This window comes from Salinarimonas rosea DSM 21201 (genome assembly GCF_000429045.1).
GTDB lineage: Bacteria > Pseudomonadota > Alphaproteobacteria > Rhizobiales > Beijerinckiaceae > Salinarimonas > Salinarimonas rosea.
Genome location: NZ_KE386842.1, coordinates 43,910 through 67,900 on the forward strand (window position 1 = coordinate 43,910; position 23,991 = coordinate 67,900).

At 69.2% G+C, this 23,991-nt stretch carries 23 protein-coding genes; 11 read left to right on the top strand and 12 right to left on the bottom strand.

Annotation, left to right across the window (positions count from 1 at the left end; translation table 11 throughout):
- The first annotated feature begins 172 nt into the window (after positions 1-172).
- Positions 173-952, top strand: a complete 780-nt coding sequence (locus G407_RS0123450; protein WP_425337523.1) for an EAL domain-containing protein — start codon at positions 173-175, stop codon at positions 950-952.
- A gap of 39 nt (positions 953-991) precedes the next feature.
- Here the strand turns inward: G407_RS0123450 and G407_RS31930 are convergent, their stop codons facing one another.
- From G407_RS31930 to G407_RS29675, 4 genes are all read right to left on the bottom strand, one after another.
- On the bottom strand, positions 992-1,498 hold the full coding sequence (locus G407_RS31930; protein ID WP_156917698.1) for a hypothetical protein: 507 nt from the start codon (positions 1,496-1,498) through the stop codon (positions 992-994).
- Between the two features lie 2 nt (positions 1,499-1,500).
- Positions 1,501-3,504 (bottom strand): hypothetical protein, encoded by a 2,004-nt coding sequence (locus G407_RS31935; RefSeq protein ID WP_156917699.1) that lies wholly within the window; start codon positions 3,502-3,504, stop codon positions 1,501-1,503.
- A 328-nt stretch (positions 3,505-3,832) separates the two neighbouring features.
- A complete protein-coding gene (locus tag G407_RS0123455) occupies positions 3,833-4,579 on the bottom strand; it encodes a sulfite exporter TauE/SafE family protein (RefSeq protein ID WP_029032766.1) in 747 nt (248 codons plus the stop codon).
- Positions 4,580-4,718: 139 nt separating this feature from the next.
- On the bottom strand, positions 4,719-5,198 hold the full coding sequence (locus G407_RS29675) for a hypothetical protein (RefSeq protein ID WP_245259163.1): 480 nt from the start codon (positions 5,196-5,198) through the stop codon (positions 4,719-4,721).
- Positions 5,199-5,349: 151 nt separating this feature from the next.
- On the opposite strand from G407_RS29675, the gene G407_RS0123465 reads away from it, so the two are divergent.
- A complete protein-coding gene (locus G407_RS0123465; RefSeq protein ID WP_029032767.1) occupies positions 5,350-6,027 on the top strand; it encodes an HAD family hydrolase in 678 nt (225 codons plus the stop codon).
- A gap of 94 nt (positions 6,028-6,121) precedes the next feature.
- Positions 6,122-6,622 (top strand): universal stress protein, encoded by a 501-nt coding sequence (locus G407_RS0123470; protein WP_029032768.1) that lies wholly within the window; start codon positions 6,122-6,124, stop codon positions 6,620-6,622.
- Positions 6,623-6,734: 112 nt separating this feature from the next.
- Here the strand turns inward: G407_RS0123470 and proX are convergent, their stop codons facing one another.
- From proX to proV, 3 genes are all read right to left on the bottom strand, one after another.
- A complete protein-coding gene (gene proX / locus G407_RS0123475; protein ID WP_029032769.1) occupies positions 6,735-7,751 on the bottom strand; it encodes a glycine betaine/L-proline ABC transporter substrate-binding protein ProX in 1,017 nt (338 codons plus the stop codon).
- Between the two features lie 158 nt (positions 7,752-7,909).
- A complete protein-coding gene (proW, locus tag G407_RS29680) occupies positions 7,910-8,878 on the bottom strand; it encodes a glycine betaine/L-proline ABC transporter permease ProW (RefSeq protein WP_052341812.1) in 969 nt (322 codons plus the stop codon).
- Between the two features lie 17 nt (positions 8,879-8,895).
- On the bottom strand, positions 8,896-10,173 hold the full coding sequence (gene proV, locus G407_RS29685; protein ID WP_084327766.1) for a glycine betaine/L-proline ABC transporter ATP-binding protein ProV: 1,278 nt from the start codon (positions 10,171-10,173) through the stop codon (positions 8,896-8,898).
- 373 nt (positions 10,174-10,546) lie between these two features.
- On the opposite strand from proV, the gene G407_RS29690 reads away from it, so the two are divergent.
- Entirely contained in the window at positions 10,547-11,902 is a 1,356-nt protein-coding gene (locus G407_RS29690; protein ID WP_169728828.1) for a flavin monoamine oxidase family protein, read from the top strand.
- A 72-nt stretch (positions 11,903-11,974) separates the two neighbouring features.
- Positions 11,975-12,544 (top strand): putative glycolipid-binding domain-containing protein, encoded by a 570-nt coding sequence (locus tag G407_RS0123495; protein WP_029032770.1) that lies wholly within the window; start codon positions 11,975-11,977, stop codon positions 12,542-12,544.
- 4 nt (positions 12,545-12,548) lie between these two features.
- Here G407_RS0123495 and lhpI read toward each other — a convergent pair whose 3' ends face one another.
- From lhpI to sppA, 4 genes are all read right to left on the bottom strand, one after another.
- On the bottom strand, positions 12,549-13,526 hold the full coding sequence (gene lhpI, locus G407_RS0123500; protein WP_029032771.1) for a bifunctional Delta(1)-pyrroline-2-carboxylate/Delta(1)-piperideine-2-carboxylate reductase: 978 nt from the start codon (positions 13,524-13,526) through the stop codon (positions 12,549-12,551).
- A complete protein-coding gene (locus G407_RS0123505; RefSeq protein WP_029032772.1) occupies positions 13,523-13,876 on the bottom strand; it encodes a LapA family protein in 354 nt (117 codons plus the stop codon). Before G407_RS0123505 ends, lhpI begins: the two co-directional genes overlap by 4 nt.
- 81 nt (positions 13,877-13,957) lie before the next feature.
- A complete protein-coding gene (ihfB, locus tag G407_RS29695) occupies positions 13,958-14,311 on the bottom strand; it encodes an integration host factor subunit beta (RefSeq protein ID WP_052341813.1) in 354 nt (117 codons plus the stop codon).
- A gap of 26 nt (positions 14,312-14,337) precedes the next feature.
- Positions 14,338-15,333, bottom strand: a complete 996-nt coding sequence (sppA, locus tag G407_RS0123515) for a signal peptide peptidase SppA (RefSeq protein ID WP_029032773.1) — start codon at positions 15,331-15,333, stop codon at positions 14,338-14,340.
- Positions 15,334-15,586: 253 nt separating this feature from the next.
- Between sppA and G407_RS0123520 the strand changes: the two genes are divergently transcribed.
- A complete protein-coding gene (locus G407_RS0123520) occupies positions 15,587-16,513 on the top strand; it encodes a LysR family transcriptional regulator (RefSeq protein WP_029032774.1) in 927 nt (308 codons plus the stop codon).
- 111 nt (positions 16,514-16,624) lie between these two features.
- Here the strand turns inward: G407_RS0123520 and rpsA are convergent, their stop codons facing one another.
- A complete protein-coding gene (rpsA, locus tag G407_RS0123525; protein ID WP_029032775.1) occupies positions 16,625-18,325 on the bottom strand; it encodes a 30S ribosomal protein S1 in 1,701 nt (566 codons plus the stop codon).
- Positions 18,326-18,828: 503 nt separating this feature from the next.
- Here rpsA and G407_RS0123530 point away from each other — a divergent pair.
- Genes G407_RS0123530 through G407_RS0123550 form a run of 5 tightly spaced genes read left to right on the top strand, consistent with a single transcriptional unit; the run spans position 18,829 to position 23,979 of the window.
- Positions 18,829-20,022, top strand: a complete 1,194-nt coding sequence (locus G407_RS0123530; RefSeq protein ID WP_029032776.1) for an ABC transporter substrate-binding protein — start codon at positions 18,829-18,831, stop codon at positions 20,020-20,022.
- A gap of 59 nt (positions 20,023-20,081) precedes the next feature.
- Complete coding sequence (locus G407_RS0123535) at positions 20,082-20,936, top strand: ABC transporter ATP-binding protein (protein WP_029032777.1); 855 nt, start codon at positions 20,082-20,084, stop codon at positions 20,934-20,936.
- The gene (locus G407_RS0123540; RefSeq protein ID WP_029032778.1) at positions 20,933-21,637 is read left to right on the top strand and encodes an ABC transporter ATP-binding protein; all 705 of its coding nucleotides are present in this window, start codon (positions 20,933-20,935) and stop codon (positions 21,635-21,637) included. The genes G407_RS0123535 and G407_RS0123540 overlap by 4 nt, the downstream gene beginning before the upstream one ends.
- A gap of 6 nt (positions 21,638-21,643) precedes the next feature.
- Positions 21,644-22,657, top strand: a complete 1,014-nt coding sequence (locus G407_RS0123545; protein ID WP_029032779.1) for a branched-chain amino acid ABC transporter permease — start codon at positions 21,644-21,646, stop codon at positions 22,655-22,657.
- Positions 22,654-23,979, top strand: coding sequence for a branched-chain amino acid ABC transporter permease (locus tag G407_RS0123550; protein ID WP_029032780.1), 1,326 nt, complete (start codon positions 22,654-22,656; stop codon positions 23,977-23,979). Before G407_RS0123545 ends, G407_RS0123550 begins: the two co-directional genes overlap by 4 nt.
- The last annotated feature ends 12 nt before the right edge of the window (positions 23,980-23,991 follow it).

Genomic DNA, 23,991 nt, shown 5'->3' on the forward strand with positions numbered 1-23,991 from the left:
TGCGCGTCGCCGCCTCGGGTTCCCGGCGCGGGTTCCTGGCGCGGGAACGAAGGCGCGCTTGCACACGTGCGGGCGCGCGAGGAGAGCGCCTTAAGGCTGCTGCAACCTTCTCGCTCGACGATTGGGGACAATGCCCGCAAGAGCCGATGTCGGATCGGCCGAGGAGTCCTCCATGTCCCGCATGCCGCTGATCGAGCCGCAGGAACTCGTCCGGGACGGCTGCGCCGCCTGTGCGGCGTCGCCCGCCCGCGACTTCGCCATCACGATGGCCTTCCAGCCCATCGTCGACGTCGCCACGGGCCGGCCCTTCGCCTACGAGGCGCTCGTGCGCGGCCTCGACGGCGCCGGTGCCGGCGCGGTGATCGCCGGTGTCGGGCCCGACGCGATCTACGCCTTCGACCAGGCCTGCCGGGTGAAGGCGATCACGCTCGCGGCGGAGCTGGGCCTGGCCGACACCGGCGCGCTCCTCTCGATCAACTTCCTGCCGAACGCCGTGTACGAGCCGCGCGCCTGCATCCGGCGCACGCTCGTCGCGGCGAGACGCCACGACTTCCCGCTCGACCGGCTGATGTTCGAGCTCAGCGAGACGGAGCGGCTCGCCGACGACGACCATCTCGCCCGGATCGTGCGCGAGTACCGTTCGATGGGCTTCACCACGGCGATCGACGATTTCGGCGCCGGGCATTCCGGCCTTGCCCTCCTGGCCCGTTTTCGCCCCGACGTGGTGAAGCTCGACATGCAGCTCGTGCGCGACATCGACGGCGACCCGGCCCGGCGGGTGATCGTGCGCGGCGTCGTCGCGATGATGCGCGAGCTCGGCGTGCGCGTCGTCGCCGAGGGCATCGAGACCCGCGCCGAGAGCGAGGCGCTCGCCACGCTCGGCGTCACGCTGCAGCAGGGCTACTGCTTCGCACGGCCGGCGGTGGCGGCGCTCCCCGCGATCGCCGCCTGAGCGCCTCGCATTGTACCTGCGAAGAGAATTTCAGCGTTCTTATTGAGTGATGCCGTCATCCGAAAGATAGAGTTTCAGAGGCCGGATTGGTACGTGCATTTTCTTCCCATCAGCAAATATCACCTCCAAGTATTTATCTCTCTCTAGGTTCAATTCTCTAGTATTGAACGTAAACAAGCAAACTTCTCCTGGCTTGATCGCTTGAAGTTTTTCGTCAGGATGAAACTGGCCCGAAATTGTCCTCTGAATATTATCTCTGAGAATGGCGAACAGTGCTCCGCGTGCCCGTACAGCGACAACAGTCTGCGTCACGGAGCAGCGATTTGTTATAAGCAAGGCGGGCCTGAAGTAGGATTTTTTATCTCTCCCAATATTTTCATCTAACAACAAAACACGATTAACCTTAGCCTGCGCTTCGGCGAATACGAGTTGCAGTATAGGCCTCCTCCTTCTGTCGCGCAAAATTACACTCATGTTCACCGCAGAAATAAGCAAGCTTACCGACGCGATGAAAGCTGCAGCTATATAGTACACCTCCTGGGTCACAGCTATTCTCCGAAATGCTGGGCACATGTTTTACAATCAAGCATATAATCAGTCAACGCTACTTTGTCCGTTTTTGTGCATACCGGCTTATAGAGCATTTCAAAGCTTCTACAGAGGGAATGACCCAGTTGACCGGATATTAGGTTTCCTTTGAACAGCCTGACATGTCTGGATGCACAGCGCGGATCTGTCGAAGACAATCTTGAAAGTAAATGATACTCCGACTCGCGAAACGCGGTAAGCCAATTCAATGTATCGCGAAAATGATCTCGTGTTGGATACCGCCCAAAGCGGATCACGTCTCGTCGGCCGCCGAGCAGGTTCTCGTACCCTTCCGGCGGGCAGGTGTCGTCTATAAACGCCTCAAGTAGCACAGCATCCCTAAACAACTGATCTAACAACATTCCGCCTTTCGGCGATATACATATACTTTCTGTATCAGCAAGCGATGCCCCTGGGCCGCTCTCGGAGAAAACAAGACCCTGCAAGTGGCAGAACTGGAGGGACAATCTAGCGCAATCTGGTTCAAAAGCAAAATCTCTCTCAAGTGAGTCAAGCATTTGTTTTATTTGGCTACCGCCCGAGGAGACATGTCCGTACTTTCCTCCCGAAGCACCACTATGTAGCCATTGAAGCAAACGGACCACGCCAAGGAATGTTCCCGGTGCACCTGGATCCCACCATAAAAGGTTAGATACCACCGAACTCTGTGCGGGATAAAAAAGCTCAGAATCTGATTTCGGATTCCCATAGCAGAGTATTTTCAGTATCCGCGTAAACTCGAATTCCGACTCAAATTGAGCCTTGGATAGCACCTCTGCATCGAAGGAGAGGAAGTATCTGTTTTGTAGGATATATTTCATGTTACGTAGTGCCCTAGCGTGGCTCCGATTGAATAGATCAAATAATCTGGTTTCAACTGATGAATTAGACAATTTCCTTATGAAACTCCAGATAAAATCGTCACGATCTGCCATCTGAACAGGAATTCCTGACATTAGCTCATATACTGTACCTCGCCTCGTACCAGAACTTGATCTTCCGTTTTCATCTTCAATCGCACACAGAACCCTTTTTTCCAGTATTTTTGTGAGCAACGCTTGGCTGTCAAGTTCGATCTCAAAGTACCCCCGAGTACCAAGTATGCCGTCCAGATCGCGTGTAAGCGCCTCGAAGGTATAACTCCGGCACGCCATGACCGCTCGAAAGCGGGTCGGGTTCGATCCCTTGGGGTGCTGAGGAGTAGCTGACGCGTCGTTTGATCTTGAGAGGCAAACAAGCAGATCCGACAACGCAAAAAAGACACCCTCTACCATATCGAATGACTGCTCATCAATGTTGTCGATGTATACCACAAATTCTTCAATCCCACGCTCCATGGTGACATAGGAAATGAAACACTGGATTGGAGCCGTTCCGTCGTCATCGGACATGAATTCCTTCAAGGCACGCATTTTTTCGTCGTCAGTATCCGCAAGAATGGCCTTGCGCTTCAATTCTGATGGATAGTTCTCCACCAGAAAATCAAAGAAGTTGAGGTTAATTAATTCGCGATGCTCCTTGAGGAACCTGTTCAGGAACTCATTTAGTCTCTTACTTACAATCGTCTTTGATACAAGTTTCCTTTCATCCTTCTTGAGAGTCGCAAAATCTTCGCCGGGCATTAGATGGTAGCGCTTTCCTTGGAAATCAATCGGAAAGACATATCGCTTTGGATCATTAGCCGCGTGCTGATAGACGTGCTCAAGCACCGTAGACTTTCCAGATCCCATCAACCCGTGCAAAATCGCGACCTGATTAGTACTCGCTCTAAGGTACTCATCGATTGCGGCTTCAGTTTCAGGCACCGCCACGTAAACCTTCGAGCGCCGGCCCTGTGGTAGCCGATCCGCGAAAATTGGTGCCAAAACGCTCTTGAAAGCTGTATAAATTTCGTTGTAGGGAGCTGTAGACTTGACAGGTAGATGACCTGTATTTCGCCGTGAGCCAGGTACATAGGACATCATGATTTCCACTTTACCTTACGAGAGCTCACCTACTTTGAGTAGTAGTTATTGGTTTCCTCCCGGGAGAAGCTGCGCATCTCTCACACAGGACATCCGGTACGATGGATGCGCCGAACCCGGATACCGCACGCACCCCGCGGTCCTGGCTTTGCACGATCTCATGTTCGGAATTTTGTTCGGATAAGTCAATCACTCAATGGAGAGACGAGGTCGTGCCGACGCTATGCCGGACGCACAGAAGTCCTTGGCATCGAGGCCGATCGGATGAAGAGATGCGACGCTGATCGCTCTCGATCAACGGGAGGTTGGGCAAGGCCTACATCCGGAATTAGCCAAGCCCGAGCCCGGTCTGGAACAGGCGCAGCGCCATGACCGCGAGGATCACGACGATCAGCCGCTCGAAAGCGCGGCGCGAGAGGCGCTTCGCCAGCGCGTTACCGAGCGGCATGCCCAGCGCGATCGGCACGAGGGCGAGCACGCCCTCCAGGAGCCGGACGGGCGTGAGCACGCCCGCCACCGCGAGCGAGACCGCCTGCACCAGCGCGAAGGCGAGGAACATCACCGAGACGGCGAAGATGAACGGGCCGCGGGTGAGCCGCATGGCGTGGATGAAGGTCACCGTCACCGGCGCGGAAATCCCCGTCGCGCCCTGCAGCGCCCCGCCGACGAGCCCGGCGACGGGGGCGATCCGCTGCCCGGCGCGCGCCGAGAGCGTCACGCTCGGCTTGAGCAGGATGGTCGCGATGTAGATCGTCACGATCGTCGCCAGCGTCAGCGAGAGCACTTCGACCGGCAGCGTGGTGAGCGCCCAGGTGCCGAGCACGATCCCGACGAGGCCCGAGGCGACGAGCGGCAGGAGGAAGGGCGCGTCCGGCCGCTCGGCCCGGTACTGCCGGATCTGCCAGGCGTTGGTGACGACGAGCGGCACGATGATCACGGCGAGCGCGTGCGGCACGCCGAGGAAAGCCGCCAGAACGGGAATCGAGACGATCGGCAGGCCGAGCCCGATCGCGCCCTTGACGACGCCGCCGAGGCCGAGTGCGAGGAAGACGACGAGGAAGAACTCGAGGCTCAACGTGGACCGTTCCCGTGAGCCTCTCCTCTAGGCGCGCGGGCGCGCCGCGGGAAGGGGCGCGGGCGCGCATCCGCCCTTCGCCGCGCGCACGGCGCAGGTCGGCGGCGCCCCGACGGTGCGCGGCTCGGCGCGAGACCCGTCAGCGGGTGGTGCCGGTCGTGTCCGGCGTGCCGGCGCCCTCGGCGGCGGCGACGGGGGAGACCGTCTCCGGCGGCGTGCACACGACCTTCTCCTCGAAGACGTAGCACACGCTCATCTCGCCGGTGCGGTAGTCGACCCGGAAGACGCCGCCCTCGCGCTCGTGGTTGGACGAGACCAGGCCGTACTCGCCCGGCTCCTGCGCCTCGGCACCCTCGCCGGGGCCGAAGCAGAGCGTCACCCCCACCGTGCCCTCTTTGAGCGCGTACTGGCACGAGGAGACCGCGCCGGTGACCCGGTCGATTCGGTAGAGGCGGTTGAGGTCCGTCTGGGGTGCGGGCATGAACTCGAAGGCGCCGGTGGCCCGGGCCGGCGGGCTCGCGAGGAGCGCCGCGCCGAGCGCCGCGGCGGCGAGCGCGCCCGCGAACGCGTTTTTGCGCGTGGCGAAGGCAGCCCCGCTCGTCGCAATGGTCGTCGTCATGGCTCGCGTCTCCCGGTGCCCGCCGGGCGCGCGCATCCCGTGCCGCGTCGCGCCCCCGCGGGGAGAATCGCGCCGGCATGGTTAGCGCTCGGTTAACGGCCGTGCGCCTACGGTCTATGACGAAGCCTCGCATGGCAGACCGGAGCGAATCATGCCCGCGCGACCCCTCGTCGTCTTCGACCTCGACGGCACCCTCGCCGACACGGCGGCCGACCTGATCGCCATCCTCAACGGGCTGCTCGCCGAGGACGGCCTGCCCGGCATGCCGGTCGAGGAGGCGGGATCGCTCATCGGCGCCGGGGCGCGGGCGCTGATCTCCCGCGGCTTCGCCAACGCCGGCCGCGAGCTCGCGCCGGGGCGGCTCGAGGCGCTGTTCGAGACCTTCCTCGCCCGCTACGCGGACGACGTCTGCATCGAGACGCGGCTCTATCCCGGCGTCGAGGCGACCCTCGACCGGCTCGACGCCGAGGGCTACGCCTTCGCCGTTTGCACCAACAAGCCCGAGCGGCACTCGCTCCTCCTGATGGACGCCCTCGGCATCGCGCCGCGCTTCTCCGCCATCTGCGGACGCGACACGTTCGCCTTCTGCAAGCCGGACCCGCGCCACCTCGAGCAGACGATCTCCCGCGCCGGGGGCGACCCGGCCCGCGCGATCATGATCGGCGATTCGATCACCGACATCGCCACCGCCAAGGCCGCGGGCGTGCCCGTGATCGCGGTGCCCTTCGGCTACACGGACGTGCCGGTCTCCGAGCTCGACCCCGATCTCGTCGTCGAGCATTTCGATGCGATGGCCGAGGCGATCCTGCGGCTGCTGCCGCCCCGCTGAGGCGCGACGCGCAGGCGCTTGCGTCGCGACGCGCGCGCGGGCAGCATCGGCGCTTCGGCCCCGGGGCGGACGGGGTCGCGTGCGGAGGCGAGCCATGCCCATCTCGAGACGTCGCTCCTACGAGCAGGGCCATCGCCCGAAATTCCTCGTCTTCGTCGACGACACGCCCGAGTGCGCCCGCGCGGTGCGCTTCGCCGCGCGGCGCGTGGCGCGGCTCGGCGCCAAGCTCGTGATGCTCGCGGTCTCGGCGCCGCCGGAGAGCTTCGAATGGCTCGGCGTCGGCGACGTGATGCGCGCCGAGGCGGAGGACGCGGCGAACGAGCAGCTCGACAAGGCCGCGGTCCTCGCCCGGGAGGCCGCGGGCGTCGAGCCCGAGCGTGTGATCCGCGTCGGCAAGAAGCAGGACGAGATCCTGAAGCTCGTCGCGGAGGACGAGGACATCGCCTTCCTCGTGCTCGCCGCCGGCACCTCGAGCGAGGGGCCCGGCCCGCTCGTGACGAACTTCGCCGGCGTCGCCGCGAGCACCTTCCCGCTGCCCGTCGTCATCGTGCCCGGCAGCCTGAGCGACGAGGAGATCGACGCCCTGGCGGGGTGAGCGCGCGGCCCTCCGGCTGGGCGGAACGCGCCTCGCGGCGCGCCGGCGACGAGAAAAGGGCGGCGCCCGCCGGACGCCGCCCTCCCTCGTTCGCTCAGCGCGCGCGGGGCGATCAGCCCTCGACGCCGCGCGCCTCCTCGAGCCAGCCGTCGAACCGGTCGCTGTTCTCCTGGATCCACTCCTCGGCGTGGCGCTCGATGTCCTCCATCGAGTCCTCGCCCTGCTGCATGAGCAGGTTCTGGGCCGAGACGTCGTTGATCGGGATCTCGGCGAGCTCCAGGAAGCGCGCCGCGGCCGGGTTCTCCTCGGCCCAGTCGCGGTTGGCGAGCACGCGGATCTCGTCCACCGCGAAGCCGAGGTTCTTACCCTCGGCCGAGGTGTCCTCGGGGGTGGCGTCGGGGTTGTTCGGCAGCGAGGTGTAGGGCACCTCGAGCCACTCGACGTCCTCGCCCGGGACGAGCACGCCCGACACCCACAGCGGCGTCCAGGTGTAGTACAGGATCGGCTCGCCGCGCTCGAAACGGGCGATCGTGTCCGCCATCAGGGCGAAGTAGCTGCCCTGGTTGTGACGCACGGTGTCCCCGAGCCCGTACTCCGGGATCTGGTGCTCGATCACGAGCTCGCAGCCCCAGCCCGGGTTGCACCCGGTGAGGTCGGCCTTGCCGTCGCCGTCGGCGTCGAAGATCGCGGCGATCTCCGGGTCCGCGAGCTGCTCGAGGTTGGTGATGCCGTGCTCGTCGGCCGTCGCCTTGTCGATCAGGTAGCCCTGCAGCACGTTGTCGATGAACGTGCCGAGCTTGACCATGCGGTCCTCGCCGCCGGAATTCTCGAAGAACTCCTGGTGCAGCAGGTTCCAGTGCACGCCGGTGAAGTCGGCGTCGCCCTGGCCGAGCGCCACGTGCATGACGGCGTACTCGCCCTCGAGCGGGTCCTCGACCTCGTAGCCGAGCCGGCGCAGGCCCTCGAACAGGATCTCGTGCTGGAAGATCTCCTCGGCGATGCCGGAGGTCATCGGCTGCACCGTCCGGCCCTCGCCCGGCATGGCGGGGGCGTCCTGGGCCGAGGCCTGGGCGCCGAGCCCGAGCGCCGCGATCAGCGCGAGCGCGCTGGCCGTCGTGGTCGTTCGCATTGGTGTCTCCTTCCGCTGGTCTTCCGGTTCGAGCCCGCGTAGGGGCTCGACCCTGGTCGGCGGCGGCGCGGCCCCGGACGGGGTCGCGCGCGCCGCATCGACGCGCGGCGGCCACGCTCGAGGCGGGCCGTCGCTCGCGTGCGATTCTGTTTCGCGTCTCAGCCGCGGCGCTGCGTCGCCGCCGCCGCCGCGCTCGCCGTGCGCCCGGCCGAGAGGCCGCGCACGAGGCCGATCGGCCCGCGCTCCACGAAGCGCCGGCCGCCGCGCTCGCGCTCGGACGAGGCGAGCGCCTGGGTCATGCGGTCGAGCACGATGGCGAGCACGACGATGCCGATGCCGCCGATCACCGCGAGCCCCATGTCGAGGCGGCCGATGCCGCGCAGCACCATCTGGCCGAGCCCGCCCACGGAGATCATCGAGGCGATGACCACCATCGAGAGCGCGAGCATCAGCGACTGGTTGACGCCGGCCATGATCGTCTTGGTGGCGAGCGGCAGCTGCACCTTGAACAGCAGCTGCCGGCCCGAGGCGCCGAAGGCGTTGGCCGCCTCGATCACGTCCTTGGGCACCTGGCGGATGCCGAGGTTGGTCAGGCGGATCAGCGGCGCCACGGCGAAGATGATCGTCACGATCACGCCCGGCACGTTGCCGATGCCGAACAGCACCACGATCGGCACCAGGTAGACGAAGGCCGGCGTCGTCTGCATCGTGTCGAGGACCGGGCGCAGGCCCGTCTCGAACCGGTCCGAGCGCGCGGCCAGGATCCCGAGCGGCACGCCGATCACCGCGCAGAAGAACACCGCGGTCAGCACCAGCGCGAGCGTCACCATCGACTGCTCGTAGGCGCCGATCAGCCCCACGAAGAACAGCGACAGCGCCGTGCCCAGGGCCAGCCGCCCGCCGACGATCTGCCAGGCGACGAGGGCGAGGAGCGCGATCATCAGGCCGGGCGGCAGGAACAGCAGGAGGTCGGTGATGCCCTCGAGCACCCAGTCGATCGGGCGGCGGATCGCCTGGAAGACCGGGCGCGCGCCGGCGATCCAGTCGAAGGCGACCTCGACCCAGTCGTCGAAGGGAATCTCGAGCGTTTCGAACGGGTAGAGCGGGTTGAAGGACAGTGTCTGCATGGTCGTCGCTCCCCGGCTCACTCGCCCGCCGCCGCGACGGGGCTCGGCTGCTGCGGCACGGCCTCGGCGGGGCTCTGCGCCTGCGTCTCGGCGTCGGTCCCGGTCTCGGCCGGGAGGTTGTCGAGCGCCTGCAGCAGCGAGGTGCGCGAGACGACCCCGCGGTAGCGGCCCTGGTCGTCCACCACCGGCACCGGGTGCGGCGAGGTCGCGACGACGCCCATCAGCTCGTGCAGCGGCGCCTCCGGCAGGACGGTCGCGACCTCGGGCACGAGCGCCGCGTCGAGCGAAGCGTTGTCGCGCCGGGCCTGCTCGAGCGACGACACCGAGACCACGCCGGCGAAACGCCGGCCGCGCCCGATGACGAAGCCGTACTCGCGATCGAAGTCGCCCAGCAGCCGCAGCGCCGCGCGCGGGCCCTGCTCGGGCTTGTCGATGATCGTCACCTGGGTCTTCGTGGCGATGTCCGCCGCGGTGAGGACCTTCGAGATGTCGACCCCGCGGAAGAAGGAGCGGACGTACTCGTTCGCGGGGTTCTTGAGGATCTCGTCGGGCGTGCCGACCTGCACGACGATGCCGCCCTGCATGATGGCGATCCGGTCGCCGATGCGCATGGCCTCGTCGAGATCGTGGCTGATGAAGATGATCGTGCGCTTCTTCTCGTCCTGGAGGCGGATCAGCTCGTCCTGCATCTCCGAGCGGATCAGCGGGTCGAGCGCCGAGAAGGCCTCGTCCATCAGGAGGATCGGCGGATCGGCGGCGAGCGCGCGGGCGAGGCCGACGCGCTGCTGCATGCCGCCCGAGAGCTCGTCGGGATAGCTCTCCGCGTTGGCGGCGAGCCCGACCTGCTCGAGCGCGGCGAGCGCCCGCTCGCGGCGCTCCTCGCGGCTCATGCCGGCGAGCTCGAGCCCGAAGGCGACGTTGTCGACGACCTTGATGTGCGGCAGGAGCGCGAAGGACTGGAACACCATCGAGATGGTCTTCCGGCGCAAGTCCCGCAGGCCCGCCTCGTCGAGCTTCGTGATGTCGCGGCCGTCGATCGAGATCGAGCCCGCGGTCGGCTCGATCAGCCGGTTGAACATGCGTACCATGGTGGACTTGCCGGACCCGGACAGGCCCATGATCACGAAGATCTCGCCCTCGCGCACGGTGAAGGACGCATCGCACACGCCCACCGTGTTGCCGGTACGCGCGAAGATCTCATCCTTGTCCAGCCCACGACGGACCAGCGCGAGCGCGTCTCGCGGGTCCGGCCCGAAGATCTTGTAAAGGTTCTCGACGACGATCTTGTCGTTCATGCCTCTCCCAATACGCGCAGCGGCGGTGCGCCGATGAGAGCATCGACGAAAGTGGGGACAGCAGATTCCCTAGGGGCAATACGACTAGCGCATGCAACATCCGACCCCGAACCAACGGAGTGCTATCCGGGAACCCGCGTTTCGACGAGAACTTAACGGACGCGAGCGCGAAAGGCAACCGTTGAGCTTTCGCTATACGATGCGATGCGCGCGCGGGGCCGTACGGAATCGACGCGCGGGCTTCGCCGTGCCCTGGCGAAACCCGCGCCCGGGGCCTGCGCGCAAGCGCCGCAACCGCACCGGCTTGCGGGGCGCCCCGCATCGGCGCATCTCCCGCGGATCCCGCCGTCGGCGGCTCCCGGACGACATCCGCATGCCCTCTCGAAAACCCGTCGCGCCCGCGGCGCCGGAGCCCGCTCCGGTGCGGCGCGCGCGCGTCGCGCCCCCGCCCCGCGCGGCGGACGTGGCGATCCTCGGTGCCGGCGCCGCCGGCATCACCGCCGCGCGGCGGCTCCTCGCGCTCGGCCTCTCCGTCGTCCTGATCGAGGCCCGCGACCGGGTCGGCGGGCGCGCGCTCACCGCGCGGCTCGCCGGGCAGGCGGTCGATCTCGGCGCGCACTGGCTGCACGCGGCCGACGACAACGGCCTCGTCCGCGAGGCGAGGCGTCTCGGCCTCCCCCTCTTCGACGCTCCGCAGGAGCCGCGCCTGATCCTCGGCGCGCGCGGGGCGGACGCCCTGGAGACCCGCGCCTTTCACGAGGCCTGGGCGGAGGTCGACGACGCGATCGCGGAGATCGGCGCCGGCCGCGACCTCGCGCCGGCCTCGGCCGCGCTCGACCGGCTCGGTCCGCGGGCGCAGCCCTGGCGCGCCGTCCTCGCCTTCGCCCACGGCCCCTTCGCCTGCGGCGCGTCGCTCGACGCGATCGGCGCGGCCGATTTCGCGGCGGCGCGGGACGATCTCGACCTCTTCGTCGCCGGCGGCTACGGCGCCCTGGTGGCGCGCCTCGCCGACGGGCTGCCCGTCGCGCTGGCGACCCGCGCGACGCGCATCGACTGGTCGGGCCGCGAGGTGCGCGTGGAGACCGACAGTGGCACCCTCGCAGCCCGCGCCCTCGTCGTCACCGTGCCGGTGCCGATCCTCGCACGCGGCGATACGGCACGCGGCGACATCGTCTTCGATCCGCCGCTCCCCGCGCCGACCCGCGACGCGCTCGCCGCGCTGCGCCCCGCATCCTACGAGCACGTCGTCCTCGCGTGGCCCGGCGGGCCGCTGCGCGAGGCGGCGAACACCACCGTCGCCTTCGACGGCGACGCGGAGGCGAACCTCGGCCTTCTGGCGAACTTCGACGGCGGCGTGCTGCACTACGCCGATCTCGGCGGCGCGCTCGTCGGGCGTCTCGGCTCGCCGCAGGCCCGGGCCGGCTTCGTGCGTGAGAGCCTCGGCGCGCGCTTCGGACGCGACGCGGTGGCGGACCTCCGGGTCCTGCACGCGAGCGGCTGGGGGGAGGACCCGCTCTCCGCCTGCGCCTGGACCATCGCGCCCCCGGGCGCCCACGGCGCCCGCGCGGTGCTGCGCGACCCGATCGGCGGGCGAATCCTGCTCGCGGGGGAGGCGACCTCCTCGACGCTCTGGGGTACGATCGGCGGCGCCTGGGCCGAGGGCGAGCGCGCCGCGCGCGAGGTTGCGGGGATGCTGGCGGGGATGCCGGCGGGCGAGACGGTCTGCTGACCTCGGCCTGTCCGACCCGGAGCACGCCGCGCTGCGCGTCCTCGGCACCGGCGACGGAAAGGGAGCTGCGGCGTGAGCGCGACCGTCCTGTACTGGAGACGAACCGACGAGGAGGGGCTGGAACGGCTCGAGATCGCCGTCGAGCCCGACGGCGTCGCGGTCCGCGGGACCGTCCTGTGCCTGGAGGCCGGCGGCTTGCAGCTCGATCACCACTGGTCCCTCGATGCGGCCTGGCGGACCCGATGGGCCTTCGTCGAGCGCCGGGATGCCCGCGGACGCGAGGGCCTGCGGCTCGAACGCGCCGGGCGGGGCTGGACGGTGGACGGCGTCGCGCGCCCGGATCTCGACGGCGCCGACGAGCCCGACCTCTCGGTGACGCCCTTCTGCAACACGCTCCCGATCCGCCGGCTCGCGGCCGCGCCCGGGGCGGCGCTCGAGCTCGACGTCGCCCTCGTCGACGGGGCGACCCTCACGGTGACCCGCTCGCGTCAGCGCTACGCGCGAAAGGGACCGGGCCTCGTGCGCTTCACCGCCCTCGGCCCGACGAGCCCCGGCTTCGAGGCGGACCTCGCCGTCGACGCCGACGGCCTCGTCCTGCGCTACGAGTACCTGTTCGAGCGGATCGCCCGAACGGACGCGTAGCGCCTCAGCCCCGCGCCGCCATCACCGCCATCGCCGCCGCGAGATCCTCGATCGCCGCGCCGACCGACTTGAACAGCGTGATCTCGTCCGCGCTCGTGCGCCCGGGCACCTCGCCGCGGCACAGGCCGAACAGGTCGCCGCGCACCCGGTCGTGCGCGATGGCGCCGTCGCGGAGGGCGATGGCGACGTCGCCGCCCTCCTCCAGCGCGGCGGGCGTGTCGACGTGGACCCGCGAACGTCGCAGCGCGTCGTCGTCGGCCTCGCGCATCGCGAGATTGAAGGCACCGACGAGGTCGAGATGGGCGCCCGGCGCCAGCCAAGCGCCGTGCACGAGGGGCTCGCGGGACAGGGTGGCGCAGGAGACGAGGTCGGCCTCGCGCACGGCGCTCTCGAGATCCGCGCTCGCGCGCGTCGGCAGGCCCTCCGCGGCGAGGGAGGCGGCGAGCGCCTGCGCCTTGGCGGGATCGCGGTTCCAGATCGTCACGTCGGTGATCGGGCGCTGGCTCATGTGCGCGCGGATCAGGAAGGGCGCGAGCGCGCCGGCGCCGACCATGGTCATGCGCGCGGTGTCGGGCCGCGCGAGGTGCCGGGCGGCGAGCGCGGAGGCGCAGGCCGTGCGCCAGAGCGTCAGCCGGGCGCCGTCGAGCACCGCCCGCGGCACGCCCGTGGCGCCGTCGGCGAGATAGTAGACGCCCTGCACGGAGGCGAGGCCACGCGCGGCGTTGCCGGGGAAGACCGCGACGATCTTGACGCCGAGCGCGGACCCGTCGGCGCTCGCCGCCGTCGCGCCGGACGCGGTCCAGGCGGGCATCAGGAGCAGCGTCGCGTCGCCGTCGGGCCGCGCCACGCCGTGATGGTGGCGCACCGGCGCGACCAGATCGCCGCGGAACCCCGCCTCGAGGGCGTCGACGAGCCCGGGGAAGGTGAGCGCACGGTCGATGTCCGCCGCGGAGACGACGGCGAGGGGAGCGTCCGCGCTCATCGCCCGCGCGGGCCGGCGAGCGCCGGAAGGCCCGTCTGCGCCTCGCGCTGCGGAGCACGCTCCTTGGCGCGCTCCACCTCGCGCTCGAGCCGCGTCGCCTCGCGCTTGTAGGTGCGCTCGGCCTTGCGGTGCTTGCCCTGCACGAGCCAGGCGGCGCAGCCGCCAACGACGACCCCGATGGTGAAGGTGACGAACAGCACGACCCAGAGCGGCCCGGTCAGGGACCAGACCGGGCTCTCCGGGGTGAACGGATCGAGCGAGATTCGCGTCGGCACCCGGTTCGCCATGGCGAGCAGCGCCACCAGGAGCGCGAAGGGAACGAGGATCAGGAGCGAGACGATGCGCCTCATGGGAGGACCTCCAGCTATGGCTCCGGCAAGGGCGCGTGCGTCGCGCGCGTCGCGATGGCGGATCGATGCGTGCCGCGCAGCCTAGCGCGCGGCGGCGAGCGGCGCCACGCCACCCGGCTCTCCGGCGTCGTCGTCGGCGTCGTCCTCGCCGACCCCGTCGCGGTTGAGCCGGTTGCGCATCTCCTTGCCGGTCTTGAAGACGGGGATCGCCTTCTCGGCCACGGCAACGGTTTCGCCGGTGCGCGGGTTGCGCCCCATGCGCGCGTCCCGCCGCTTCACCGAGAACGCCCCGAACCCGCGCAGCTCGACCCGGTCCCCACGGGCGAGCGCGTCCGCGATCGTCTCCAGGATCGCGCCGACGATGTTCTCGACGTCGCGCTGATAGAGGTGCGGATTCTGCTCCGCGATGCGCATGACCAGCTCGGATTTGATCATTGTTCGCCTAGCATGTTGAAAATGTTTTAGTTTTCGACACGAGGCTGCCAGAGCGCGAGAAGCCCGTCAAGCCGAAAGCCGCGGGTTCCGGACGATGCGCGCGCGAGCGTGGCCGAGAGGCTCTCGAAGCCGGCGAGGTCGGCGAGGACCGCGCCCGCGAGGAAGACGTCGAACGGATCGTCCTCGCGCTGCGGCTCCCAGTCGCGCACCGGCAGGTCGGCGTCGACTCCCCCCTGCTCGAGCCAGGCGCGCGCGGTCTCCTCGTCGCCGAGCGCGTCGACGAGGCCGAGCGCCAGCGCCTGGCGGCCGTTCCAGACGCGCCCGTCGGAGACCCGTGCCACTTCCGCCTCGGTGAGCGGCCGGCGCTCGCCGACGATCTCGACGAACCAGCGGTAGGTGTCGGAGATGACGAGCTCGATCGCCTCCACCGCCTCCGGGTCGATCGGCGAGACCGGCGAGGGTGCCGCCTTGAGCGGCGTCGACTTGATCTCGAGCACCTCGATGCCGAGCTCGTCGAGCAGCCCCGAGACGTTCGGCACCTGCATGAGTACGCCGATCGAGCCGACGATGGCGGTCTGGCGCGAGACGATGTGGTCGGCCCCGAGCGCGGCTATGTAGCCGCCGGACGCCGCGAGCCCGTCCACGAAGGCGACGGTCGGTTTCGCCTCGGCGACGTCGCGCAGCGCCGCGAACAGCTCCTCGGCGCCGGTGGTCGTGCCGCCGGGGCTGTCGATCCGCAGGATCACGCCCTGCACGCTGTCGGTGTGCGCCAGCTCGCGCAGCATCTCCGCCGCCTCGCGGTCGGTGGTGATCAGGCCCTCGACCGAGACCCGCGCGACGTGGTCCCGCGCGCCGGGAAGCGCCCAGACGCCGAGGCCCGCGGCGCGCCAGCCGACGGCGACGACGGCGACGATGGCCGCGACCACGCCGGCGACCCGCCAGAAGGTCAGCTTGCGCCGGAGGCGACGGCGGTCGGCGATGTACTCGGCGTCCCGCGGGGCGGGGGAGGAGGTGGTGGGCATGCCTGGGCGGCCTCTCGATCCACGGGTGCCGGCGCGATCCGCCGCCGGACCCGGGCAAGCTAGTGGCGCGGGGGGGCCGCGGCAAGGGCGCTGCGAGGGCGCTGCGAGGGCGCTGCGAGGGCGCTGCGAGCCCGCGGACCCGGTCGGTGCGTCGTGAAGTCGACACTACCTATGGGGTATGTACCGAGTTGACCGGCAATCTTCGCGACGGGTAGCTTGCGCACGGGAAGTCTCCAGCGAAGCGGACAGACGCATGGCCGATCGAACGCCGCGCATCAACTGGGACGATCTGCGTCTCTTCCTCGTCGTCGCGCGCATGCCGAGCCTGCGCCTCTCCGCGGACGCGCTCGGCGTCAGCGCGGCGACGCTCAGCCGTCATTTGGCGGCGCTCGAGAACCAGCTCGGCACGGCGCTGTTCCTGCGCCGCAGCCGCGGGCTCGAGCTGAGCCGCGACGGCGAGGCGCTCTTGACGCGCTGCGAGGAGATCGAGCGCATCGTCGGGCGCGCCGCCGGGCCGGACCCCACGTCCGCGCGCTACCAGGAAGTCCACCTCACCTGCATCCCGACGCTGGCGCGGCTCATCGTGCCCGCGCTGCCGCGGTTCGCCGAGGGCTGGCCGGACCTGCGCGTCGTGCTGAACGCCGCGCCGGAGGTGAGCGACTTCGAGACGAGCGAGGTCGACATCGCGGTTCGCCTCTCGCGGCCCAAGAAGGGGCGCTTCACGGTGCGCCGCGTGGCCTCGCTGCCGCTCTCCGTTTGGGCGCTCGCCGACGCGCCGCCGAAGCAGCCGCTCGTGATCTGGGCACCGGCGGCGGGGCGGGCGAGCCGGATCGACTCCGTGCTGCGCGAGCAGCATCCCGGGCGGCGCATCGCCTTCGTGACGAACGAGCTCGCGAGCTTCGTCGAGGCGGTGCGCGGCGGGCTCGGCCAGGGCGTGCTGCCGGACGTCGTGGCGCGCGATCATCCCGAGCTCGTGCGCGTCGAGGGCTACGGGCCGCTGCCCGACCAGGAGGTCTGGGTCGTGGTGCGCGAGGAAGCGCGCCGGCGCACCAGCGTGCGCCAGCTCGCGACCTTTCTCGGCGAGGTCCTGCCCTGTGCGCTCAGGGCCGGCGGACGCCGCCCGCCGGAGCGCGGCAACGGCCACGCGCACCCCGCGGCGGCCGTGCCCGGCCTCGCGTAGATCGGGCGCTCCGGCCGGCCTCGTCCCGTCACGAGAAAGCCCCGCGCGAGGGTCGCTCGCGCGGGGCTCTCCGTCTCGTCCCTCACGCCGCCCGGCGGGCGGCGGAGAGGCTCACTTCTTCTCGCGGGCCTTGAGGGCCGCGCCGAGGATGTCGCCGAGCGAGGCGCCCGAGTCGGTCGAGCCGAACTGGGCGATCGCCTCCTTCTCCTCGGCCATCTCCAGCGCCTTGATCGAGAGCTGCACCCGGCGCGCCTTGCGGTCGAACTGGGTGACGCGCGCGTCGAGCTTCTCGCCGGGGGCGAAGCGCTCGGGACGCTGGTCGGCACGGTCGCGAGCGAGCTCGGCGCGGCGGATGAAGGTGCCGAGATCGGTGTCGACGATCTTCACCTCGATGCCCGAGTCCTTCACCTCCGTCACCTCGCAGGTGACGACCTGGCCCTTGCGGATCTCGCCGGCGTCCGCGAAGGGGTCGCCCGCGAGCTGCTTGATGCCGAGCGAGATGCGCTCCTTGTCGACGTCGACGTCGAGGACCTGGGCGCGGACCATGTCGCCCTTCTTGAACTCCTCGATCACCTGCTCGCCCGGACGGTTCCAGTCGAGATCGGAGAGGTGGACCATGCCGTCCACGTCGCCCTCGAGGCCGATGAACAGGCCGAACTCGGTCTTGTTCTTGACCTCGCCCTCGACCTCGGAACCCACCGGATGGGCCTCGGCGAAGGCGTCCCAGGGGTTCTGGAGCGTCTGCTTGAGGCCGAGCGAGATGCGGCGCTTGACGGGATCGACCTCGAGGATCTGGACCTCGACCTCCTGGGAGGTGGAGACGATCTTGCCCGGATGGACGTTCTTCTTCGTCCAGGACATCTCGGAGACGTGGATCAGCCCCTCGATGCCCGGCTCGAGCTCCACGAACGCGCCGTAGTCCGTGATGTTGGTCACGCGGCCCTTGAAGCGGGCGTTCACCGGATAGCGGGCGGCGATGCCCTCCCACGGGTCGGCCAGGAGCTGCTTGATGCCCAGCGAGATGCGGTGCGTCTCGTGGTTGATCTTGATGATCTTGACCTTCACCGACTGGCCGATCTGCACCACCTCGGACGGATGGTTGACGCGGCGCCACGCCATGTCGGTGACGTGCAGCAGGCCGTCGATGCCGCCGAGGTCGACGAACGCACCGTACTCGGTGATGTTCTTGACGACGCCCTCGATGACCTGGCCCTCCTCGAGGTTGGCCACGAGCTCGGAGCGCTGCTCGGCGCGGCTCTCCTCGAGGACGGTGCGGCGCGACACGACGATGTTGCCGCGGCGGCGATCCATCTTGAGGATCTGGAACGGCTGCGGCACGCCCATCAGCGGGGTGACGTCGCGGACCGGGCGGATGTCGACCTGCGAGCGGGGCAGGAACGCCACCGCGCCGTCGAGGTCGACCGTGTAGCCGCCCTTGACCTGGTTGAAGATCATGCCGGAGACGCGCTCGTTGGCCTCGAAGGCCTTCTCGAGCTTGACCCAGCTCTCCTCGCGGCGGGCCTTCTCGCGCGAGATCACGGCCTCGCCGAGCGCGTTCTCGACGCGGTCGACGTAGACCTCGACCTCGGAGCCGACCGAGATCGGCTCGTCACGGCCGGGACCCATGAATTCCTTGAGGGCGACGCGCCCCTCGGTCTTGGCGCCGATGTCGATGACGGCGACGTCCTTCTCGATGGCGACGACCTTCCCCTTGACGACGGAGCCCTCGGCCACCTCGTTCTGCTGGAAGGACTCCTCGAGCAGGGCCGCGAAATCCTCACGGCTGGGCGCGTTCTGCATGGAAGCGGACATTCAATCTCCTAGTGCCCTCGTCGGGCGTGCACCGGCGGGCTCGTGCTGCGTTGCGCCACCAACCGCCGCACCCGGGGGCGCGCGCGCTCGCGAAGCCCGTCGGGCTGCCGCTCCTGTCTGTACGGAGCGGGCCGGCGCGACGACGGCGGGCGGTGACGATCTCTCGTTCCGTGCGAACGCTCCGAACGGGTCTCGCGCCGGGACGCGCGCCCCTGCGGGCACGCGGACGCCGGACACGTCCTCGCGGAGGTCCTCACGGATCGCGGCGTCTTAACGGAAAACACCTGGACAGGCAAGGCGCCGGCGTGCTTTTGGGCGCGACGGGCAGCGGCCGCACGCGGCTGCGGCCGCACGGCCGCCGTACGGGGCCAAAAACCGGGAGAATCCGGGCGTTGCGACGTAGCGCCGGACGAAGCCTTGCATTAGGACTGTTACCGACCTCGTCGGAGCCGGTGGGAACGGCCGATGCCCGGCGGGAGAGAGAAACGTATGGGAGAGCCAACATGAAGAAGCTCATTGCGGCCACCGCCGTCGCCGCGCTGATGACCGCGCCGGCCCTGGCGCAGGACGACGGCATCCCCGTCGGCATCATCCTCGGCTTCACCGGGCCGCTCGAGTCGATCATGCCCAACATGGGCAACGCGGCCGAGCTCGCCTTCACCGAGGCGTCCGAGTCCGGCCAGCTGCTCGGCGGGCGCACGATCGAGGCGATCCGCGCGGATTCCACCTGCATCGACGCGGCCGCGGCGACGGCGGCGGCGGAGCGCCTGATCACTTCCGACGAGGTCGTCGCGCTGATGGGCCCCGACTGCTCGGGCGTCACGACCGCGGTCGTCAACAACGTGTCCGTGCCCAACGGCGTGCCGACCGTGTCGCCCTCGGCGACCTCGCCGGCGCTGTCGACGATCGAGGACCAGGGCCTGTTCTTCCGCACGGCGCCGTCCGACGCCCGCCAGGGCCAGGTCATCGCCGAGCTGCTCGACGAGCGCGGCGTGGACGAGGTCGCGGTCACCTACACCAACAACGACTACGGCAAGGGCCTCGCCGACTCGTTCGCCTCCGCCTTCGAGGCGCTCGGCGGGTCGGTGCTGATCTCCGCCGCGCACGAGGACGGCCGGGCCGACTACTCGGCCGAGGTGGGCGCGCTTTCGGCCTCCGGCGCCGACATGCTCGCGGTGTTCGGCTACGCCGACGGCGGCGGCCGCGGCATCGTCCAGGCCTCGCTCGACACCGGCGCCTTCGACCAGTTCGTCTTCGGCGACGGCATGTTCGGCGAGAGCATCATCGAGGCGATCGGCTCCGAGCTCGACGGCCGCGTGATCGGCGCCGTGCCGGGCACCGACAACGACGGCGCGCAGGCCTTCGCCGACATGACCTCGGGCACCTCCGTCGACTCGACGGGGACCTATGCCGGCGAGAGCTACGACGCCGCGGCGCTGATCGTGCTCGCCATGCAGGCCGCGGGCGACGCCACGCGCGCCGGCATCGCCGAGCAGATGATGAACGTCGCCAACGCGCCGGGCGAGCAGATCGGCCCGGGCGAGATCGGCCGTGCGCTCGAGATCATCGCCGGCGGCGGGGACGTCGACTACGTCGGCGCCACCGGCATCGAGCTGATCGGGCCCGGCGAGGCCGCCGGCTCCTACCGCATCTTCGAGATCGACAACGGCGAGATCGTCACGCTCGGCTTCCGCTGATCGCGACCGCGCGCCGGCCCGGGTCCGCCCGGGCCGGCGTCGCTCGGAGCATCGAACTCATGATTCGCGTCGACGACCTGCATCTCAGCTTCGGCGGCATCAAGGCCGTGGACGGGGCGAGCCTGGAGATCGCAAAGGGCTCGATCACGGGGCTGATCGGCCCCAACGGCGCCGGCAAGACGACCCTCTTCAACGTCGTCGCCGGGCACTACCGGCCGACCGCCGGGCGCGTCTTCCTCGACGGGCAGGACGTCACGGGCCTTCCCCCGCACGAGCTGTTCCGCCGCGGGCTGCTGCGCACCTTCCAGATCGCCCACGAGTTCTCGACGCTCACCGTGCGCGAGAACCTGATGATGGTGCCCGACCGGCAGTCCGGCGAGACGCTCTGGAACACCTTCTTCCGCCGCAAGCAGATCGCCGCCGAGGAGCGGGCGCTGTGGGACAAGGCGGACGAGGTGCTGCACTTCCTCCACCTCAACCACGTCGCCGACGAGCTGGCGGGCAACCTCTCCGGCGGGCAGAAGAAGCTGCTCGAGCTCGGCCGCACGATGATGGTCGACGCCAAGATCGTCTTCCTCGACGAGGTCGGGGCGGGCGTGAACCGCACGCTGCTCAAGACCATCGGCCACGCCATCGAGCGGCTCAACCGCGAGCGCGGCTACACGTTCTGCATGATCGAGCACGACATGGACTTCATCGGGCGCCTGTGCGACCCGGTCATCGTCATGGCCGAGGGCAAGGTCCTGACCAAGGGCCATCCCGACGCGGTGCGCGCCGACGAGCGCGTCATCGAGGCCTATCTCGGCCGCGGCCTCAAGAGCCGCCGCAGGCAGCCCGTCGGGCCGGACGCGCCGGCCGCGCAGCCCGGTGCCCGGCCCGGCACGCCCGCGGCCAGCCCCGGAGCGCCCGCATGAGCTTCCTCTCCGGGGCGCACATGACCGGCGGCTACGGCGGCGCCGACATCCTGCACGATTGCACCATCGGCGTGGAGAAGGGCGAGATCGCCGTGATCGTCGGCCCCAACGGCGCCGGCAAGTCCACCGCCATGAAGGCGATCTTCGGCATGCTCGGCCTGCGCCAGGGCACCGTCACCCTCGACGGCCGCGACATCGGCGGGCTCTCCCCGCAGGAGCGGGTCGTCGCCGGCATGGGCTTCGTGCCGCAGACGAACAACGTCTTCCGCGCGCTCACCGTCGAGGAGAACCTCGAGATGGGCGCCTACATCCGCACCGACGGCTATCGCGAGACGATGGAGCAGGTCTTCTCGCTCTTCCCCATCCTGCGCGAGAAGCGGCGCCAGCCGGCGGGCGAGCTCTCCGGCGGCCAGCGCCAGCAGGTCGCGGTCGGCCGCGCGCTGATGACCAAGCCCAAGGTGCTGATGCTCGACGAGCCCACCGCCGGCGTCTCGCCCATCGTCATGGACGAGCTGTTCGACAAGATCCTCGACGTCGCCGCCACCGGCATCGCCATCCTGATGGTGGAGCAGAACGCCCGCCAGGCGCTCGAGATCGCCGACAAGGGCTACGTCCTCGTCCAGGGCCGCAACCGCTACACCGACACCGGCGCCGCGCTGCTCGCGGACCCGGAGGTCCGCCGCACCTTCCTCGGAGGCTGAAGACCCGTGGAGAGCTTTCTCAACGCCTTCGTGGTGCTGTCGAACTTCGTGCTGATCCCCGGGCTGGCCTACGGCGCGCAGCTGGCCCTCGGCGCGCTGGGCGTCACCCTGGTCTACGCGGTGCTGCGCTTCTCGAACTTCGCCCACGGCGACCTGATGGCCTTCGGCACGATGGCCACGATCCTCGGCACCTGGTGGCTGCAGTCGATGGGCGTCGGCTTCGGGCCGCTGCCGACCGCGCTGCTCGTCCTGCCGCTCGGCATCCTCGCCGCCGTGCTGCTGGTGCTCGGCACCGATCGGGTGGTCTACCGCTTCTACCGCCGGCGGCGGGCGGCGCCGGTCGTGTTCGTCATCGTCTCCGTCGGGGTGATGTTCATCTACAACGCGCTGGTGCGGTTCTTCATCGGCGTCGAGGACCGGCGCTTCGAGGACGGCGAGCGCTTCATCATCAGGCCCAACGAGTTCGAGGCGCTCACCGGCCTCTCCGAGGGCCTGGCGCTGCGCACGAGCCAGCTGATCACCGTCGTCGTGACGCTCGTGGCGGTGGTGGCGCTGTTCTGGTTCCTGCAGCGCACCCGCACCGGCAAGGCCATGCGCGCCTTCTCCGACAACGAGGACCTCGCGCTCCTGTCCGGCATCGATCCCAAGCGCGTCGTCCTCATCACCTGGGCGCTCGCGGCGACGCTCGCGACGCTGGCGGGCGTGCTCTACGGGCTCGACAAGAGCTTCCGGCCGTTCAACTACTTCCAGCTCCTGCTGCCGATCTTCGCCGCCGCCATCGTCGGCGGCATCGGCAAGCCGTTCGGGGCGGTGATCGGCGGCTTCGTCGTCGCCTTCTCCGAGGTCGGGTTGACCTACGCCTACCGGCGGGTGCTGGGCCACGTCCTCCCGGACGAGTGGATGCCGAGCGGCCTCGCGCAGCTGCTCTCGACCGACTACAAGTTCGCGGTCTCCTTCATCATCCTCGTGCTGGTCCTGCTGCTGCGGCCCACGGGCATCCTGCGGGGGCGCGTGATATGAGCCTGTCCGTCAAGACCCTCCTGTCCTTCGCGGTGATGGCGGCCGCGCTCCTCGCGGTGGGCGTCTTCCAGAGCTGGACGCTCGCGCTCGCGATCCTCAACCTGTCGCTGATCTCGGCGATCATGGCGCTGGGCGTCAACATGCAATGGGGCTACGCCGGCCTGTTCAACGTCGGCGTCATGGGCTTCGCGGCGCTCGGCGGCATCGCCGCGGTGCTGGTGGCGATGCCGCCCGTGCCGGGCGCCTGGGCCGCGGGCTCGTGGAACCTGCTCTTCGCGGCGCTCGCGCTGCTGGGCACGATCGCCGCCGCGATCGCCGTGCGCCGGATGCTGCCCAAGGGCCGACGCACGGCGGCGACGATCCTCGTCGTCGCGGTGGGCTACTTCGTGATCCGCTATTTCGGCGACCGGGCGACGGGCGCCATCGAGGGCTACGACGCCGCCGCCACCGGCTATCTCGGGGGCCTGGGGCTGCCGATCCTGCTTGCCTGGGTCGTCGGCGCGCTGTTCGCCGCCGGCGCCGCCTGGCTCATCGGCAAGGTCGCGCTGGGGCTGCGCTCGGACTACCTCGCCATCGCGACGCTCGGCATCTCCGAGATCGTCATCGCGCTCCTCAAGAACGAGGCCTGGCTCACCCGCGGCGTGAAGAACGTCAGCGGCCTGCCGCGCCCGGCGCCCTACGAGATCGAGCTGCAGCAGCAGGCCTGGCTCGTGGACCTCGCCGCCGACCTCGGCATGCGCACGACGACGCTGTCCTCGGTGGCCGTGGCGCTCGTCTACACCGCGCTCTTCGCGGTCGTGCTGATCGTGCTCATCGTGCTGGCCGAGCGGGCGCTGAACTCGCCCTGGGGGCGGATGATGCGCGCCATCCGCGACAACCGCGACGCGGCGTCCGCCATGGGCAAGGACGTCACCCGCCGCCACCTGCAGATCTTCGTGATCGGCTCGGCGGTGGTGGGGCTCGCCGGCGCCATGCTGGTGACGCTCGACGGGCAGTTCACGCCGGGCACCTACAACCCGCTGCGCTTCACCTTCCTGATCTGGGTGATGGTGATCCTCGGCGGCTCGGGCAACAACATGGGCTCGGTGCTCGGCGCCTTCGTGATCTGGTTCGTCTGGGTCCAGGCCGAGCCCGCGGGCCTGTGGCTGATGAACACGCTCACCGCCGGCATGGAGCAGGGCGACGCGCTGCGCCGGCACCTGCTCGATTCCGCGCCGCACCTGCGGCTGTTCCTGATGGGGGTGATCCTGCTCACCGTGCTGCGTTTCGCGCCGCGCGGCATCCTGCCGGAGAAGACCGGGGTCGCCCGCCCGCGGACGTGACGGAACGAGGGA